Below are 17,681 nucleotides of genomic sequence, written 5' to 3'. Positions count from 1 at the left end.
AGCTGACTACTGGCAGACGGTGACGCCGGAGACCGGCGTCGCGAGCTCCAGCACGTCCACCTTCATCGTGATGACCAGCGCGGAGGCCTCGGCGAACAGCGCGGGAGGCACGTTGCCCAGCCGGATGTTGAAGGTGCCGAAGGGCGACAGGCCATTGCCGGCGATGGTCGCGAACGGCTGCTGGAGGTCCTGCGCGAAGAGGGTCAGCACCTCGATGTCATTGCCGAACAACAGGTGCGGAGCCCCCACGAGGAAGTCCTGGTTGAGCATCACGTAGTTCTTGATGCCCGCCGTGGAGGGATACGCCAGCACGTCGCCCCACCGCACGGGCACCGTCAGGCCCGCCTGGGAGTCGGACGCGTTGGTGCTGCTGAAGGGACGGACCACCTGGACGCCCAGGTTCTTGATGATGGGCATGTGGTGCTGGCAGAGCAGCGCGCCACCCTGGCCTCCCACGCTGTACAGGTCATCCGGCGTGAGGGTGATGCTCACCTCGCCCGTGCCCAAGAGGAGCGTGTTCCACAGCGTCTCCGAGCGCTCCGGGTTCGCCGCGTGCCACTGGGTGGGCATGTTGAACGCGGGGTTGGGGAAGGCGAAGGCGAGCGCCACGTCCTTGGGCAGCTTGTCGGTGATGCGTGCCTGGGCCAGGGCTCCCTCGACGGCGGTGACGGCCGCGAGCGCCTTGTCGGCGAGCACCGTGAAGTCGTCGGACCAGTTCGCCTGCAACAGCGCGTTGATGTCCGCGTTCGTCTTCAAGCCCACGAGCGAGCTGGGGTGGCGCAGGTCCAGCGTCGGGTAGAGGTACTCGGTGACGAGCCCCGTCAGCGCGCGCGACTTGTCACGCAGCTCCTCGCCATCCAGGTTGCGCAGGCGCCACAGCGGCAGGAGGCGCAGCAGCCGTGCCTGGTTGGCGCCCATCGTCAGGTCATCCGCCAGGGACTGGATGTCGAGCAGTTGGAGTTCGATGGCGCGCTCCACGGTGCGCAGTTGCACCAGTCGCTCCAGCCGGGCGAGCTCCTGGGTGGCGAAGGAGACGAAGAGCGCGCTGAAGATGTCCGGCATGCCGCTCATCTGGCAGCCCGGACACTCCACGCTGTACTGCTGGAGCAACCGGGACTCGGCGGTGACGCGCAGGGCCTCCAGCTCGCTGCTCGTCACGCGCCCCTGTTCCACGTAGGCGGGCGTCGCCCCGCGCAGCTCGGTCATCACCGTGGCCATGGCCTTGCCCAGCGCCCGGGCGGCTTCGCCGGTGGGCATGAGGCGCACGCTCTTCACCGTGAGCCGGTGCGACAGGTCGTCCGCGCAGGAGCCCACGTCGTTCACCACCAGGAAGTAGTCGGTGTCCGCCTCCACGACGACGCCCGTGTGGGGCGACTGGAGCACCTGCACGTCGCGGATGTGGTTGCGGCCGGTGCCTCCCGGCGTCATCGCCACCAGCAGCAGGCTGCCCACCGGCGCGTTCGGGAAGGGCGTGTTCGGCAGGCGCAGGCCCATGGAGAAGCTGGCGGTGCTGCGCTGCTCGCTGCCGGACTGCTGGTCGAACGTCCCTTCGATGCCCGTGGAGTTGTTCACGCAGGCCTCGGCCGACACGTACGCCGTCGTCCCGTTGCCGAAGAACTCCGCGCCGGCCTCTGTCTTGACGCCCGCGCACAGCCGGGTCTCCACGGAGCTCTTCGAGAACATGGACAGGTTCGCGCTCTCCGCTTCGTAGCCACTGCCGGAGAAGGTGACGGTGTAGCCCCCGGGTCCCGTGAGGGCCTGGCCGTTGCCCAGGTTGATGGCGGACGGCGTGCCGCTCGAGGGATGGGGCAGCATCGCTCCGGAGATGGCGCAGCTCGGCGTGTACTCTCCAGACACCTCGAAGTTCAGCAGCTCGCCGCGCAGCGCGGGGATGCCGAAGGCCTGGGGACCGCCGACGCCGCCCGGCCCCGGCTGACGCACCGCGAGCGAGAGGATGTTGAACGTCCCACCCGGCGACCAACGGGCCTCATCCGCGCCGATGGTGAGTACCTGCACCGGGCCGCGCTGGATGTCCGTGCCCAGGTTCGGCGACTCGTTCTCCAGCGTGGTGTTGAACGCCGCCGCGAAGTCGCTGAACTGCATCCGCTGTATCTCCAGGTTGTCCTGGAGCCCGACGAGGTCCGCGTTGAGCGAATAGAACTCGTTGAGCTTGCGCGCCAGCGTGGTCCGCACCGTCTTCTGGTTGGCGGCGTTGGCCACCTCGCCGAGCACCTCGTTGATGAGCGCGGCGCGATGCTGGGTGAACTCGTTCAGCGCCGTCGTGAGCGCGCTCTTGCGCGTGGCCACCACGTCGTTGATGAAGTTGGACTTGTACTCCTCGATGCCCGTCTTCAGCGTGTCGCGCGTGGTGCTGACGAAGAAGCCGGACTTGGCGTAGCTGCTGGAATACGCATCCGCCTTCTCCACCAGTTGTGCCCAGCGGGCCAGCGGAGGAGGCGCGCCAGCGGCGCCGCTCTTGAGCAGGGCGGGGCTGTACGTCGTCTCGCCCGTGGCGGAGAGGACCGCCTGGGTGAAGGTGACGTGGTTCGAGTGCAGCAGACCGAACACCGAGACCCAGCCCGCGTGGTCTTCGCCGGCCGTGTTCAGCTTGTTGGCCGCTGAAATCGCCGCCTGGAGGGTGGTGGCCTCCGGCACGGCGCCGAAGAGGGCCCACAGCTCCCCCGTCTCGGTGTCCACGGTGCCCGCCGCGCAGCCCTTGAAGCGGCAGCCCAGGTCATGCAGGTAGCTGAAGTCCTCCATGCGCTGGAACAGACCGCTGAAGCCATCACCCAAAAGCATCAGCAGGGGAGGGCCGCTCATCGCCGGTGTCCCCGTCAGGGTGGCCTTGAGCACCGCCTGGTCCACGAGCAGCCCCGCATTGAGCGGCTGGGCGTGCAGGGGCAGCCCGTTCACGTTCAAGAGGGCGTTCTCGTAGGCGACCTTCCAGAACATGCCGAACGTCTCGCTGAGCTGCTTCATCAGCGCCGGGCTGTTGAGGGCCCCGGGGAACATCTGCGCCTGCTGCACCGCGTACCAGTCGCTGATGGACTTCAGGTGGGTGCGCACGTCGTCCGCGTTGGGGACCTTGCGCTGGAGCGTGTCGTTCGGGACGTCATCGCGGCGGATGTCGGAGAGGGTCCGCTCGTACAGCTTCAGCCACATGGCGTGGTACTTCTCGCGGTACACGTCACCCTGGCAGACGCCCGCGGGCACCGCCGCGACCTGCGAAGCCAGGCCCACGCAATAGGCCGCCTGCGAGCGCGCGGAGATACCGGGGACGTGGGACGAGGACAGTCGGGTGCAGAGGTCCATCGACGCGTTGAGCGCCGTCAGGCTCGTGCCGCAACCGGGCGTGGACGGCGGGATGAAGCCCGCGCTGCAGTTCGTGTTGGCGGCCGGGTCGGACAGGTACAGGCCGCGGATGAACTGCACCTGCGCGGGCGTCAGTTGGTGTCCATGGAGTTCGAAGAGCAGCTTCAGCCGGGAGACGACCTCCGTGCGGAGCTGCGCGCCACCGGCTCCGGCCGGGAGACCCGAGGCGAGCCCCTGCTGCACCAGACAGTCGTACTTGGCGGTGACCTGCACGGCGGTGGAGGCGGCGGTGAGCGTCAGGTGGTCACACGTGCGGCAGAGCGGCTGCTGCACATAGAGCGGCGAGGGCTCGTAGTTCTTCGGCGTCATCGCCGCCCACTTCGCCGCCGCCGCGAGCTTCACGGAGTTCAGCGAGGTGTCCGCGGGGTGGAACAGCGGGTTCGCGTTGCAGGCGGTGGCCACGTCATTGCCGAAGTTGTTGTGACGGCACGTGGGGTAGATGGGCTTGGACGGGTCCGGGCACGAGTGGTTGCCCGTGGACGCACCACAGGCCGGGTCCGCCTTGGCGATGTACGTGGGCCACAGGGTCAGCGTGAAGGTGCACGAGCCGGAGTTGACCTCCCGCTCGGTGGCCCCCTGGACTGACTGGATGACGACGAGGTTGCGGTCCGCGAGCGGCAGGCTGTTGCGCTTCGCGTTCGCCGCGGCCAGGCACTGGGTGGCGCAGTTGAAGCGGGTGACGTCCGTGCAGAGCTCCACATCGGGCGTGTGCGGCTTAGGTCTGCACTCCTGTTCCGTGTACGCGGTGCAGGAAGTGACTGTCTGGCTGAAGTTCGTCGTCGCGCGGCCCTGGACGCCGAACTGGGGCAGCCGGCACGTCGGGTAGTCGTAGCAGGTCATCGTCTCGAAGCCGGTGGACGGGCCACAGGTGACGTTGGTTCCGGACTTGTTGCAGTCCAGCCCGTACTGCCACGGCACCGCGCAGATGTTGGACGGGTCTCCGGCGGAGGCCCAGGCCAGCCGCGTGTCATCACACGCGCCATTGAGGGACTGCGAGGCCTCCGACAGCGCCTCCACGTCGTTCAACTCTTCCTCGGTGGCCTCGCCGCAGGCCACCAGCGCACAGAGGACTGCGAGACACCACGGGCTCGACGGACGCATGAAACACACTCCTCCCGTGGAGCACCCGCGTGTGCGCGGCTCCCGGGTCTCCGGGCGCTTCCAGGGCGCCCTCTGTCAGGGACTGCGATGGGAACCGCGCGGGCCCATGCTCTGACGGGAGCGAGGGCCCTCGGCGGGGTCGTGAAGGCTGTCAGCGATGGGAACGGAGCCCGCGCCGGATATTCCCGGGGATTATTCCGCTCCCGGTGCTCCCGGGCTCAGCGTCGAACCTGGCCCACGGGTCAACGGGTCCAGGTCTTCGTCACTTCCGCCACGGGTTGCGCCGTGCCGCGGCATGGGGCAGGGAAGGAACCATGCACAGTCCCATTCTCGCTCCCGTCGTCGCGCTCGTGTCCTGGTCCATGGTCATGTGGGCCTGGATGTACGCCACGCGCTTGCCGGCCATGTTCAAGGTCAACATGAAACCCGACCCGTATGCACCGCGCGGCGAGCAGATGAGTCAGCTGCCGGCCCAGGTGCGCTGGAAGGCCGACAACTACAACCACCTGATGGAGCAGCCCACCATCTTCTACGCCATCACCCTGGCCCTGGCGCTGCTGGGCGAAGGAACGGGCCTCAACCTGATACTGGCCTGGAGCTACGTGGGTCTGCGCGTGGTGCACAGCCTGTTGCAGGCGCTCATCAACAAGATCGAGCTGCGCTTCTTGCTCTTCGTGCTGTCGTCACTGGCGCTGGTCGGACTGACGTTCAGGGCGGCCATGGCCGTGCTCTGAGCAGGTCATCGCGGGGCGGGCCCCAGTCCGGCTCCCAGCGCGAGGGTCACCACCTCCGCGATGGCGACCTTCTCGAGCAGTTCGACCTTCGGAATGCCGGGGATGTTTCCCAGCACCCTCGCGGCCCGGAGCGACGCGAACCCATGGCACAGGGACAAGGCGGCGATGGCCCGGGCGACGATGGCGTCGGGCGGCAGCCCCGGGTTGCCCTCGGCCACCACCTCGAACAGGGTCAGCAGGGAGCGGTCGGACGCCTCGTGGACGGACGCGAAGCGCACCCGGTCCTCGATTTCGGGCAGGAACATGATGCGGTAGTGCGAAGCGTGCTCCTTCGCGAACGAGAGATACGCGGTGGCGATACCCGTCAGCTTGCCCGCCACGGTGGGCTCACTCGCCACGGCCCGTGCGACGCGCTCCGCGAGCAGGTCGTAGCCCTCGGTGGCCAGCGCCGCCAGGAGGGACTGCTTGTCCGGGAAGTGGTGGTAGGGCGCTCCGGGAGACACGCCCGCGGCCCGCGCGAGGACCTGGATGGTCAGCCCCGTGACGTCGCCTTCCCTCAGGAACTGGATGGCCGCGTCCAACAGCGCCCGGCGCAGGTCCAGGTGGTGATAGCCGCGAGGCTTCGCGGCTTTCTTGGCCGTCTTGGCTGCCGGCTGACGCGTCTTCGGTGTGCTCGCCACGTGACTCCCATCTTCCTCGTGGGGAGCATAGGCCGCGACAATACGAGTCGTCAGTCCCGCCGTGCCGTCAGGTCGAGCGTCGACTCCTTCTGGATGTGCCCGATGCCGACCTTCATATAGGCGGCGAAGTCCTCCTCGACGAAGTCCTTGAGGATGCCCTCGGTGGGCCACCCATTGCCCCGGAAGCGATAGGTCCAGGTCAAGTGCGTCCCCGTCGCGGTCGGCGCGAAGCGGAACTCGCCCACCGCGTACTGGACGGCGCGCCGAGCCTCGTTGGTGAAGTTCCAGACGACGTACTGGAACCGACGGCCTTCCTCGACGACGAGCAGCTCCTCGAGGGAGGTGTTCCCATCGCGCAGCACCACGCGCCGGCGCGCTCCAGGGCTGCCCCAGGAGGCGGAGAGGACATCGGTCCGCTCGATGCCGGCGAGCTTCTCGGTTCCCAGCAGGATGCGCTCCAGCGGGACATTCACCAGCCAGGGCAACAGCACCTCTGGAGGCGCGGCGATGTCGGTCTCGACCGTGTGCGCGATGAACGGCGCCTCCGGCTCCACGGTGGGGGCCGGCGTCGAGCGGTGCAGCGTGTCTCGCTCCGTGACGGAGGTCCCCGACGCATAGCCGATGGGCGTCGCGCACGCGCTCAGGAACACACCACAGGCAAGGGACAGCAGGGTGACGGCAGGTGTCGCGATCCGCGGCATGGCTGTTCTCCTGGAACGACGAATCTAAAAGTTATTTAGATGTGAAGGCATGGATTGTCAAGGTGACCACGGGTCGTCCCGGTGGCGCCGCGCGTCGGGAGCCCGTCATGGAGGTGTGGAGGGGTGGGGTGCCGGAAGGGCAGGCCTTATTCGAGTGGCGCCCTCATGAAAGTCTTTGTCGCGAGATTGTAAGTCATGGGGTCGGGCCAGGGGTGCGCACGACGTTTGGGGGCGCCCTGTGATGCGGGATGAAAGTAGTTTCGAGGGATTTGGCTTTGAGTGCGTTAATGGCAGGACAGCAACACCGGCTCACTCCATGAGGTGGGCTCTCTTCATCACCCGGGGGTGGGATGTGGCGTGCGACTCGCGCATGAGGGCCTGGATTCGCTTCGTGGGGAGTGGGGCGGGCTTGCTGCGTCCGAGGATGCTGGATGCCCTGGGCGCGGCGGGCATCGAGCTGGTGTGCGGGGACGCAGCTCCTTCGGGACTGGGGGTGCTCGTCTTCGATGAGGTGGACGCGCTGACGCTGGACGCTGTGCGGGCCAGTCGGCGGAGCCTGTCGACGCGGGTGCTGGCGGTGGCCACGACGGCCCAAGGACTCGCGGGTGGGGCTTGCTGGCGCCTGCTTCAAGAAGGGGCCTCGGACGTGCTCTCCTGGGAGGGCTCGCACGACGCGGTGGCGGAGATTTCCGCCCGACTGGAGCGCTGGCACGAGGTGGAGCGCCTCATCAAGTCACCCGAGGTGCAGCGGCGGCTGGTGGGGCGTTCCCCCGCATGGCTGCCGGTGCTGCGGCAGCTCGTCGAGGTAGCCACCTTCACGGATGCCTCGGTGCTGCTGCTCGGGGAGAGCGGGACGGGCAAGGAAGAGGTGGCGCGCCTCATCCATGAACTGGACCGGCGTCCGGACAAGGGGGAGCTGGTGACGCTGGATTGCACGACAGTGGTGCCGGAGCTGTCGGGCAGCGAGTTCTTCGGTCACGAGCGTGGCGCCTTCACGGGCGCGGCGAACCTCCGGGACGGAGCCTTCGCCCTGGCCCATGGGGGGACATTGTTCCTGGACGAAGTGGGGGAGCTACCCCTGGCCCTCCAGGCCCAGCTGCTGCGCGTGGTGCAGGAGCGCCTGTACAAGCGCGTGGGCTCCAACACCTGGCAGCACACGGACTTCCGGCTGGTCTGTGCCACCAATCGCGACCTGTCCGAGGAGGTCACCCAGGGCGCCTTCCGCCGCGACTTCTTCCACCGCATCCAGAGCTGGGTGTGCCGGCTTCCACCTCTGCGCGAGCGCCCCGAGGACATCCTCCCGCTGGCCCAGCACTTCCTCCGGGCGATGCGGCCCGATGTCGAGCTGGAGCTGGACCCGCATGTGCGTGAGTTCCTCCTCAAGCGCGACTACCCGGGGAACATCCGTGAGCTGCGCCAGCTCATCGGCCGCATCTGCAAGAGGCACGTCGGCTCCGGGCCCATCACCGTGGGGGACATCCCTCCCGACGAGCTGCCCTCCGTCGAGGGACTTGGGGCGTGGTGCGATGCCTCGTTCGCGCAGGCCATCCAGCGCGCGTTGATGCTGGGGATGGGACTCAAGGAGATTGGCCGGAGCGCCACCGACACGGCGGTTCGCCTGGTGCTCGAGGAGGAGCAGGGCAACGTCCAGCGCGCGGCCCGGCGGCTGGGCGTCACGGACCGCGCGCTCCAGCTCCGACGGGCGCAGCGCGAGCCGTCGTAGCCCGCCCCGAGCACCGACGTCTGGGGCTCAGCAGCACCGCTGCCGGAGGTCCGCGGGCTTCCAGGGGTCCTGGGCCTCGTCCTCCATGGCGGGAGCCGCCGTCGCCCAGCGAGACACCCGTCCCACCGGACGTGAACGGCGCCGGCCCATCAAGCGCAGCAGGTTGCCGCCCAGCACGAGCTGTTCGTCTCGCGCCGACAGCTCCAGCGCGCGCACCTTGGCCAGCTCCACGCCCGGATGCAGCCAGGGGCCGTCCGAGCCGAAGAGCAGCTTGTGCGCGCCGGCCCGCGCCACCGCCTCCACCAGGAGGTCGAAGCGGCGCACCCCCGCGGTGTCGGCGTGGACATTGGGCAGCCTCACCAGGAGGTCCAGCAGCGCGCGCTGGGCCTTCCAGTCGTCGGCGAAGCTGCCCAGGTGCGGGATGATGAAGCTCACCTCGGGGTACTCGGTGGCAATCAGCTCCACGCCGGAGACTTCTCCCATCACGTCGTAGAGGACGGGCAGGCCGAAGGCCCGGGCCACTTCACATACCTCGCGGGTGATGCGCGCGTCATGTCGGTGGACCTTGATGCCGCGGAAGCCGTGGCGCCGCACGGCCTCCTGGACGCGCTCGAAGACCTGTCCGAGCTCTCTGGCGGCATGCACGAAGACGAAGCCGTAGAAACGCTCCGGGTGGTGCTTCACCAGGCGCGCCACCTGCCGGTTCGCGGTCTCGTAGTCGGAATGGAAGGCGGCCAGCAGCACCGTGCGGGAGATTCCCGCGGCGGATGCGCGCCGCAGGTAATGGTGGAGCGGCGCGGCCGTGTCCCAGGGACCGGTGAGCCCGTCTCCCTGCCCCGCGTGACAATGACAGTCGATGATGAGCATGCCTCAAGTCCCGAACCGCGCGTCGGAGCGCCGTGGAGGGGCGAGCCCCAAGGCCCTGGCGGCCTGGACTCCCCAGTCGCTTGGGGGGAGCAGCCCCTGGAGGGAGGGAAGGCCGCGCCCGTCGGACTCCTCGATGGCCTCCGGGTCGGCCCCCGTGTCACGCAGCCGGCCCGCGGGCACGACCCCCGAGCGTGTGAGCGCGCGGCGAAGGGCTCGTTTCGCCCTCGCGCGCGCGGCCGGGCTGTTGGGCATGAGGGGGCCGAACCAGACGGTGATGGGCTTGGAGAGCCGCCCACCCCGGCGCGTGAAGCCCAGTTCGTAGAGGGCGGTCAGGCGCTGGCGCCAGTGCGTCTGGAAATTGTCTGTCTCCCCCACATGGAGCGGGTGCCCGTCCTCCTCCACGACGTACACCCCGCCTCCAGCGGGAAGCTGGGTGAAAGGGTAGCGCTCCATCCTCGACCTGGACCACGCGATGCGCGGCGGGGAGACGAGGACCTCCTGTGCGTCGGGCGCTGGGGGCTCGTCGTCGGGCTCAGCAGGAACGGGCAGGTCCTCCGGCGAAGGTTCATCGAAGGGCACTGGCGTGGAAGGGGGCGGTGTGTCGTCGCCGGGCTCGGTGTCCCACGGCGGCGGGGGTGGCGCGGCGGCACCGGAGGACGCGGCGTCCCTCGGCGGTGGTGGGGTGTTCCCCGGTGTCGCGGGTGGAGGTTCGACCGCGCGCGGCGTGAGCACGGCGTACGTGGCGGGCCGTCCCAGCAGCCGCCAGGGGCGAATGCGGGGCCATCGCCTCGTCCCGGCGGGCTTCCACGTCCTCACGCCACGCCCCTGCCTCGGAGGGGCGGGCCTTGGACCCGTCCGCCGCGCGGTGCCTCTCGCATTCGTGCTGGCGCGAACCGCCCGCGTCTGGCGCCTTGGGGGCTGACGGGAGGAGCGCCGGACGTGAGCCTCGTCTTCGCCCATCCCCTCGGACTCCTGCTCGTCCTCGCCTTCGTACCATTCATTCATGACGTGTCCTCCTCTCCTCCGTGGTCTCCGGTGGAGGGCCTCCGTCAGCCTCTCCACCGCGCGATTCCTCTCCGGTGCGCGCCGTGCCTGGATCGACGCGGTGACGTCGGGCACGGCGGTGAGCCCCGTCACCGCCTCTTCTGGAGGGCCAGCCGGTTGCGCAGGTGGACCGAGGGCGGCACGTCTCGTTCGGACATGCGCTGCGGGTCGGTGTGCACCACCGTCAGGTCCACGCCCGTCACGGCCCGGTACGCGTGGATGTAGCCCTGAATCTCCGGCCGCCAGTAGCGCGCCCAGTTGGCCGCCTGGCTCGGGTCGTTGGACACGCTCCAGCCGCCGTAGCGCACGGAGAGCAGGATTTGCTCTCCGAAGACTCCCAGGTCGTGGAAATGCACGGAGCTGACGTCCGTCCAGCCCTGGAGCGACTTCATCGCGTCCACCCGGTCCATCCACGGCTCCGGATAGGGCACCATCACCCGCCCGCCGAGGAACTCACGCATCTCCGGGCGCGACAGCATCCACTGCTGGATGAGCATCTCCTGGCGCGAGGTGGCGGGCAGGTCTCCGAACTGGTTGTGGGCGCCCTGCGCCAGCACGTAGTGCGTCTCCTTGAGCGCGTTGAGAATCGGGAAGCCATCCGACACGACGGTGGTGTCGTCGTCCTTGCGGAAGAACTGCACGCACAGGTGAAGCAGGTTGTGGAAGGACTCGAGGAACTTCGAGCGCCGGTCCGCGGTGCGAATCCCAGCCACCGCCCTGCCGTGCAGCGTGAAGCCATATTCGTGCGCATACTCGCACGCGCGACGCACGACGCTCAGTCGCCGCTGCTCGTCCTGGAAGTAGCCCCACAGCATGTTGTTGAGGGGGCGCAGCGGGTCGATCTCCAGGTTCGCCAGCGGGTCCCGCTCTCCGGGGCCGCGCACGTTCTGGAAGCGCTGGCTGATGTGATTCACCGCCTGGACCAGCATTCCCTCCTCGTGCCAGTAGTTCCAGATGAGCTCCAGCAGCGGCGGCTGGCTCAGCTTCTTCTGGAGGACGCCGTAGGAGTCCGCGAGCTCCGCCTCCGTGAGCCCCGGGGGCACGATGACCGGCACTTCGGGGAACTTGTTGCGGATGATGGCCAGGTACGGGAGCGCCACATCTTCGCTCCCGTTCACGTCCACCAGGTAGTCGGTCCACAGAGTGTTGAAGTCCTTGGGAAGGGCACGCCCCAGCCGGCCGCTCTCCTCATCTGCCTTCAGGCCGTCGAGCAGCTTCGAGAAGTCCGCCAGCACGCCCGTGCGCAGCATCAAGAAGCACTCCGTCAGGGAGCGCAGCTTCCGATAGGCATCCACCCCTGAGATTCGGGGGCGGGGCATGGGAGACTGGGACTGGAGCGACTCGTGGGACTGGGGCGAGCCCGTCCCGTAGAGGTGGTCCTCGACGAACTGGCTGTACTCGTTGAAGGAGATTCCGTTGGTGCTCTTGCGAATCACCATCCAGAGGATGGCGTCGCTCGTGAACGGATGCTGGGTGCGTTGCAGCCCCACCGGGACGACGCCGTCGTGGGGGTGGTGCGTCGCGAACGGTTTGAGTTCGTTGAGGGTGTCGCGCACCACCTGCCGGACATCCGGGGCTCCCCCCGCATGAGCGAGGACGCGCTGGCGGGCGTCATGGATGGACACGGGGTCGGCGTTCGTGTCCCGCGTGTACTCCCGCAGCGTGACGCGGACCGTGAGCTCGCGCTCCTGGGTCGTCGGAGGAATCGTCCAGGTCGTCGAGGCTTCGACGTCCTGGCCGGTGGTCCGCACCTGCCGGGGCGTGACGGTGCCTTCGTCCACGCTCCATTCGTAGACGCGGTGGGCGACCTCGGGATTGGGTGAGTCGGCGGATGCCGTCAACGTCACCTGGGCACCCGAGGGGCCGGGCGTGACGGTGGTGCGTGAGGCGACAAGGGTGACGCGAGCCATGATTCTTCCTCCAAAGCTAGGTGACGGAGTTCCGCGGCAACGTGGGGACCCTGAGCGCGGAGGCCAGGGCCCGTGACTTGGAGCGAGAGGCGCACGTCTCCGATGCGTCGAGCGTGCCGCGCAGTGCCCAGTACTTGAGAAGCTCGGCCAGGACCTGGCTCTCCTCCTCGGGAGAGATGACGCCATCGGCCCTGGCCTGCCCGATGACGGCGAACACCAGTGAGGGTGACGCCTCCCGGATGCCCGAGCGTCGCTCGCGCCACGTCCGGTAGAGCGCGCCGAGCCGCGCCGGCTGCCGCTCTTGCGTCTTCAGGACCTCCGCCAGCGAGTGGCCGCGCAGGGAGGCGGGACGGTGCTCCATGAGGAACCGTGCGAAGCGCGGCAGGCTGGCCTCGAGCGCATCGAGCACCTGGCGGTACTGCCTGGACAGCCCCCTCACGGGATAGAACTCCTCCCACAGGTGGGAGAGCCGTGCCCACTGCGGATGGGGGAACAGGTGCGCTCCCAGCGCGCAGCTCAGCTTCACGCGAATCCATGGGACGGGGTGTGGGTCGTCCACGTCGAGCCGGAACACGAACGGCCTGGGCAGGCTCACCACCCCCATCAGCCCCATCGTGGACGTGACGCCCAGGCGAGCCACCGACCAGGCGTCGGCGACGACCTCCGACATCCACCGCTCCCACAGGCTCCAAGCCAGCGCGTCGCCGGAGCCTTCCCGCGCGATGTCCTGGAGGGCCCCGCGCAATGACGCCACCAGGTCCAGCAGCGCGGCGCCCTGGTGGCCCACCTCGTGGAAGAGCGAGGAGGCGAGGCTGCTGCCAATCATCCGTTCGCGAGGGATGCGGATGATGGCGGCCGGGTTCGGCCCTCCGCCGGGCAGCCGTGTGCGGGCGCGCCGGATGGCGGCTCCCGGGCCTCGGGCGAGGTAGCAGATGACGGGGGGAACTTCGTAGTAGCCGGGCAGCGCCAGCGCGTCCCGGGAGAGCACGTCCAGCCCCGCCAGCCAGACGCCGTTCTCCGCCTCGCTGCGCTGGCTCAACGCCTCGCTGAAGATGTCGAAGTGCGACAGCACCACGTTGAACCGCAGCCGCAGGAAGGTGAAGCGCCGCTGTGCCTCGGCGGGGGGGGCCCTTCGACCTTCGGGGCCCTCCATCCAGGCGATGTATCGGTGAAGCTGGGTCCGCAGCTCACGGCGCCCCTGGATGAGGTAGCGCTCCACCGCGGCCTGTGCCTCCATCGAGAGCGTGGCGGCGGGAACCATCGTCTCCGACATGGCGAAGGACTTGATGCGCTCGAGCCGGGTGAGCAGCGCGCGGGCCTCCTGCGACAGCATCCAGGAGGCGAAGGAGCTGGCGGACATGATGGCTCAGGCCCCGTACAGGACGATGGTGTTGCCCTTGCGCACCCAGCGGCCGGTGGTGCCGGCGCTGCTCGCGGCGCGCGCCGGGACGAGGCCAGGGGCGAAGCGTTGCAGGGCCTGCTGGACGGCCGCGCCCGCCACCTGCTGGGGCGAGCCACCCGGCGCCGCGGAGAGCGCCGCCTTGGAGGCATCCGCGGCGAGCCGGACGAACTGCTTGGCCACCTCGAACTCGCTGTCCTCCTGGCTCAGCCCCTCCAGCTCCAGCCCGAAGGCCTGCCCGGCCCGCTGGGCCAGCTTGCCGCCCACGACGCCACCGATGCCCGGGGCCACCAGGTTGCCGAGCGCGCGGCCCACCATCGGCAGGCCCTGTCGGGCCGCGTGCTTGAGCAGACCTCCGAGCTTCTGGCCCAGCGGGCTGTCCACGGCCTTGCGAAGGGCGCTGCCCGCCCGCTTGATGAGGTTGCCGAGGAACTGCTCCAGCTCCTGGTCGTTGCTGACCTCCAACAACTCCGCGGCGAGCTCATTCAGCTCAGTCTCGTTGAAGACCTCGCCCCATGGACCCTCGGCATTGAACTCGAACTCGAACGACTCACCTTCCAGCTCCTGGTACGTACGATCCACGTCATGCATGGGTCTGGTCCTCGTGTGATGGGCCCGGCTGTGTGGCCACCGGTTGAGCGGGACCTAGCAGCGGCTGTGCCAACCCATTCGAGGGCCGCGCTCCTCGGAGCGAGTGGTGACGCGAGCGAAGCGCGCTTCGGCGGCGGGAAGTGGACGAGGAATCTGGCGAAGCGTGCTTCGGTGCGCCCGCTGGCGGTCGCTATCCCGCACGGTGCGCCCGCCGCTGACTCGATTCGTCTTGCCTCGCGGCCTTGTCGCTCAGAGCGCGGCGAAGACATCGCCGAGCGTGGCGAGCATCGATTCCGAGCTCCTCACGCGGAACGTCGACTCGGTGACGCGCGCCGCCTCGATGCGGTCGACGCGGAGCATGCGCACCGCGCCTCGCAGGTGGTCCCAGACGAGGAGGAACCAGGCGGGCCAACTGAGCAGCAGGTAGTGCGGCTCCACGACGCGCACCGTGCTCGCGTCGTTCGAGCGGTAGGTCAGCTCCAGCGCGCGTTGCTCGAAGAACGACTCATGGATGGGACGGAGCACCGCGAGGCTGGGGGCCTTCCACGTCGCGGCGACGTTCCGCGAGCTGGGGCCGACCAGAATCCTCCGGCGCAGCCCGCTCACCCGGGTGCGCTCCTCCGGTGGAAACGAGGCGGAGAGCTTCTGCCGCAAGCCCTTGAGCGTGGAGAGCAGCAGGGGTGAGCCCAGTTGCTCCGCGAGCGCCAGCGCGAGCATGAGGTCGAGGACCTCCCGGGTGTCGAGCTGAACGCGCCCCAGCCCCGTTCGTGGCGGCACGCGTACGCCGCCGCCTCGCCCCGCGTCGGACTCGATGGGGACACCCCGGGCCGCGAGCCGGGACAGGTCTCTGCGGATGGTCCGCACGCAGACGCCCAATTCCTCCGCCAGTTCTGGTGCGGTCCACGATGGGCGTGAGGCGAGGAGGCCGAGGACGCGGTCCAGGCGGTCGATGACGGGTTCGCGTTTCAAACGTGACTCATTCTGTCACCTTTAGAGGGGATGGTCACTGTGTCGCGAACGAACGCGGCCCCGGACACGAGAGACCCATGACCTTCATGCGCGGAATGAGCACCATCAACCTCTGGGCGGACGACCTCCGGGCGGCGACCCGCTGGTACTCGGAGTTGCTGGGCGTGGAGCCCTACTTCAGCAGCGAGGCCGCCGGGCGCGGCCCCGGTTACGTCGAGTACCGCATCGGCGACTATCAGCACGAGCTGGGCATCATCGACCGACGGTTCGCGCCCCCGGGAATCGCCACGAGCCGGGGTGGGGCGGTCGTCTACTGGCACGTCGATGACGTCGCTGGAGCGCTCTCACGACTGCTCGCGCAGGGGGCCGAGCTCCTCGAGGGCGTCACCGAGCGGGGCCCAGGCTTCGTCACGGCGTCGGTCATCGACCCCTTCGGCAACGTGCTGGGTGTCATGTTCAATCGGCACTACCTGGACGTCCTCGGAGCCCGCGATGCCGCGCGCTGAGCGGGGTGTCGTCGCCGAGGCCCCGGTGAGGGCGTTTCGCGGCGTGGCGGAGTTCGAGGCGTGGCTGGAGGAGAACGGCGGCGCGCCCGAGGGGGTCTGGTTGAAGCTGGCCAAGAAGGGGACGGGCATCACCTCGCTGACGGACGACGAGGCGGTCGACGTGGGGCTCTGCTTCGGCTGGATATCGGGCCTGAGGAAGTCCCTCGATGACCGCTTCTATCTCCAGAAGTACGTGCCGCGCCGGCCGCGCAGCCGTTGGTCCCGCGTGAATGTGCGGAAGGTGGAGGCGTTGCTCGCCGAGGGCCGGATGCGACCGGCGGGGCTCGCCGAAGTCGAAGCCGCCCAGGCCGATGGGCGCTGGGCCGCTGCCTACGAGTCGCAGCGGAACGCCACCGTCCCCAGCGACCTGACGGCCGCGTTGTCCGCGAACCCCCAGGCCGCGCGAGCCTTCGAGGCGCTCGGGAAGACCCGGCGGTATGCCCTCATCCTGGAGATCGTGACGACGCGCACGGAGACGGGCCGTACGAAGCAGGTGCGGCGCATCGTCGACTCGCTCGGTTCCGAAGACCCTTGAGTCGTCTACACGCCCCCCGGGAGTTGCCGCACCCCCGGGAGGTCCATGTCCGCGATGAAGAGCCGGTGGCGCTTCCCCTCCCGACCCGCCTCCATGCCGTCAGGCAACGTGGCGATTATCTGCCCAGGGAGAAGCTCCCTCCCCAGGCGCCGTAGGAGAGCGTGGTGATGCCGTTGCGAGTGGTGCCCGTGTAGCTGCTCTGTCCCGGTTGGATGGTGACGACCACCGTGCCTCCCGTGGCGGGAATCACTCCCGCATGCACCCCGGCCGCGCAGGCATCCGAGTCATCGGTATAGAGGTCCGTGCCCCACACGACTCCTCCACTCACGGCCGGGCAACCGCACCGGATCTGCGTCCCGTTCTGCCCACGGTAGGACGTGAAGTTGTAGCTGGAGCAGCTCTGCGCCGGTGGAAGCTGGAAAGAGAAGCTCCCACCCCAGGCGCCATAGGAGAGCGTGGTGATGCCGTTGCGAGTGGTGCCCGTGTAGCTGCTCTGTCCCGGTTGGATGACGACGACCACTGTTCCTCCGGTGGCGGGAATCGCGCCCGCATGCACCGCGGCGGCGCAGGCATTCGAGTCGTCGGTATAGAGGTCCGTGCCCCACACGACGCCCCCGCTTACGGCAGGGCAGCTGCATCGAATCTGCGTCCCGTTCTGCCCACGGTAGGACATGAAGTTGTAGCTGGAGCAGCTCGGGACCGTGCCTCCGTAGAGGGCGTCCAGCGCGGTGTTGTCGGAGCTGGTCCACTCGCCAGTCTCGGTGGAACGGAAGCAGGAGTTCATGACGGAGCCGCCGACGACGGCCGTGGTCGGAGTCCCGGGGATGTGGATGGCGCCCACGCCCGCGTCTCCCTCGTCCCCGCCAGCGCCGCAGCTGATGCTGCGATTGTAGTAGTCCGAGTGGCGGAAGCCGACCGCGTGGCCCAGTTCGTGGGTGATGACGTGCTCGTTCACGTCGGCGCTGTAGTCGTTCAGGCCGGTGCCGATGTTGATGATGCCGTAGGGCAGCCCGCCCGAGGGGAAGCCGGCGGAGCCTCCGGTCCCAGACGTGGTCTGCGCGGTGATGTTCGCGGTGCAGCCGGTGGCCGGTCCGCGCGCGAAGGTGATTCGCAGCCCCCGCTCATTGTAGTTGGCGATGGCCAGGTCGAGCCCCTGGCTCAGCATGGGGTAGCTGTCGAAGGTGGCGGTGGAGTTGACGCAAATCCTGGTCACGCTCGAACCGACGAGGTTGGTCGTGCGGTACTGCTCCGCGCTCTCCAGGGGCGCCTGAAGCATCTCCCGGGACGCCTCGAGCGTCACATGCGCGTCACGGCCCACATACACGGCGTCGTCGGCGACCAGGATGTCGTCGGCCGGAAAGCCGGCCTCCAGCAGGTTGGAGATGATCTCCTCGTTCTCTGCCTGCGGGTCCGGGCCGCAGCCGACCAGCAACGCGCCACAGCTCACCACGAGGACTGCCGCTTTCTTGAACATGGGGGCTCGTTTCGCTGACAGCGGGGGATGCGCCGT

Annotated in this window: 14 protein-coding genes; 4 read left to right on the top strand and 10 right to left on the bottom strand. The window is 68.8% G+C overall.

The window, feature by feature from the left end; all coding sequences use genetic code 11:
* Positions 1 to 6: 6 nt before the first annotated feature.
* Positions 7 to 4,473, bottom strand: coding sequence for a hypothetical protein (locus tag HUA76_RS15835; protein WP_174461349.1), 4,467 nt, complete (start codon positions 4,471 to 4,473; stop codon positions 7 to 9).
* A gap of 314 nt (positions 4,474 to 4,787) precedes the next feature.
* Between HUA76_RS15835 and HUA76_RS15830 the strand changes: the two genes are divergently transcribed.
* The gene (locus HUA76_RS15830; protein ID WP_174461348.1) at positions 4,788 to 5,207 is read left to right on the top strand and encodes an MAPEG family protein; all 420 of its coding nucleotides are present in this window, start codon (positions 4,788 to 4,790) and stop codon (positions 5,205 to 5,207) included.
* A gap of 5 nt (positions 5,208 to 5,212) precedes the next feature.
* Here the strand turns inward: HUA76_RS15830 and HUA76_RS15825 are convergent, their stop codons facing one another.
* Entirely contained in the window at positions 5,213 to 5,887 is a 675-nt protein-coding gene (locus HUA76_RS15825) for a TetR/AcrR family transcriptional regulator (RefSeq protein WP_174461347.1), read from the bottom strand.
* Positions 5,888 to 5,937: 50 nt separating this feature from the next.
* Positions 5,938 to 6,588, bottom strand: coding sequence for an SRPBCC family protein (locus HUA76_RS15820; protein ID WP_174453366.1), 651 nt, complete (start codon positions 6,586 to 6,588; stop codon positions 5,938 to 5,940).
* A 316-nt stretch (positions 6,589 to 6,904) separates the two neighbouring features.
* Here HUA76_RS15820 and HUA76_RS15815 point away from each other — a divergent pair, with 316 nt between their 5' ends.
* Positions 6,905 to 8,311, top strand: a complete 1,407-nt coding sequence (locus tag HUA76_RS15815) for a sigma-54 dependent transcriptional regulator (protein ID WP_254614254.1) — start codon at positions 6,905 to 6,907, stop codon at positions 8,309 to 8,311.
* Between the two features lie 27 nt (positions 8,312 to 8,338).
* On the opposite strand, the gene HUA76_RS15810 is transcribed toward HUA76_RS15815, so the two are convergent.
* The 6 genes from HUA76_RS15810 to HUA76_RS15785 form a co-directional block, all read right to left on the bottom strand.
* Positions 8,339 to 9,178, bottom strand: a complete 840-nt coding sequence (locus HUA76_RS15810; RefSeq protein WP_174461346.1) for an amidohydrolase family protein — start codon at positions 9,176 to 9,178, stop codon at positions 8,339 to 8,341.
* 3 nt (positions 9,179 to 9,181) lie between these two features.
* A complete protein-coding gene (locus HUA76_RS15805; RefSeq protein WP_174461345.1) occupies positions 9,182 to 9,631 on the bottom strand; it encodes a hypothetical protein in 450 nt (149 codons plus the stop codon).
* A 680-nt stretch (positions 9,632 to 10,311) separates the two neighbouring features.
* Positions 10,312 to 12,132, bottom strand: coding sequence for a hypothetical protein (locus tag HUA76_RS15800; RefSeq protein WP_174461344.1), 1,821 nt, complete (start codon positions 12,130 to 12,132; stop codon positions 10,312 to 10,314).
* 16 nt (positions 12,133 to 12,148) lie between these two features.
* On the bottom strand, positions 12,149 to 13,492 hold the full coding sequence (locus HUA76_RS15795; RefSeq protein WP_174461343.1) for a hypothetical protein: 1,344 nt from the start codon (positions 13,490 to 13,492) through the stop codon (positions 12,149 to 12,151).
* A 6-nt stretch (positions 13,493 to 13,498) separates the two neighbouring features.
* On the bottom strand, positions 13,499 to 14,122 hold the full coding sequence (locus HUA76_RS15790) for a hypothetical protein (protein WP_174453371.1): 624 nt from the start codon (positions 14,120 to 14,122) through the stop codon (positions 13,499 to 13,501).
* A 249-nt stretch (positions 14,123 to 14,371) separates the two neighbouring features.
* Entirely contained in the window at positions 14,372 to 15,091 is a 720-nt protein-coding gene (locus HUA76_RS15785) for a YafY family protein (protein WP_174453372.1), read from the bottom strand.
* A 77-nt stretch (positions 15,092 to 15,168) separates the two neighbouring features.
* Between HUA76_RS15785 and HUA76_RS15780 the strand changes: the two genes are divergently transcribed.
* Together HUA76_RS15780 and HUA76_RS15775 are read left to right on the top strand one after the other, a co-directional pair.
* A complete protein-coding gene (locus tag HUA76_RS15780) occupies positions 15,169 to 15,597 on the top strand; it encodes a VOC family protein (RefSeq protein ID WP_141642729.1) in 429 nt (142 codons plus the stop codon).
* A complete protein-coding gene (locus tag HUA76_RS15775) occupies positions 15,584 to 16,171 on the top strand; it encodes a YdeI family protein (RefSeq protein ID WP_174453373.1) in 588 nt (195 codons plus the stop codon). Before HUA76_RS15780 ends, HUA76_RS15775 begins: the two co-directional genes overlap by 14 nt.
* Positions 16,172 to 16,286: 115 nt before the next feature.
* Here the strand turns inward: HUA76_RS15775 and HUA76_RS46290 are convergent, their stop codons facing one another.
* Positions 16,287 to 17,645, bottom strand: a complete 1,359-nt coding sequence (locus tag HUA76_RS46290; protein WP_174461342.1) for a M57 family metalloprotease — start codon at positions 17,643 to 17,645, stop codon at positions 16,287 to 16,289.
* Between the last annotated feature and the right edge of the window lie 36 nt (positions 17,646 to 17,681).

Origin of the sequence: Myxococcus sp. CA056, assembly GCF_013336715.1 — a bacterium.
In the GTDB taxonomy this organism is placed as follows: Bacteria; Myxococcota; Myxococcia; order Myxococcales; family Myxococcaceae; genus Myxococcus; species Myxococcus llanfairpwllgwyngyllgogerychwyrndrobwllllantysiliogogogochensis.
This window is presented reverse-complemented; position numbering and strand designations above follow the sequence as displayed.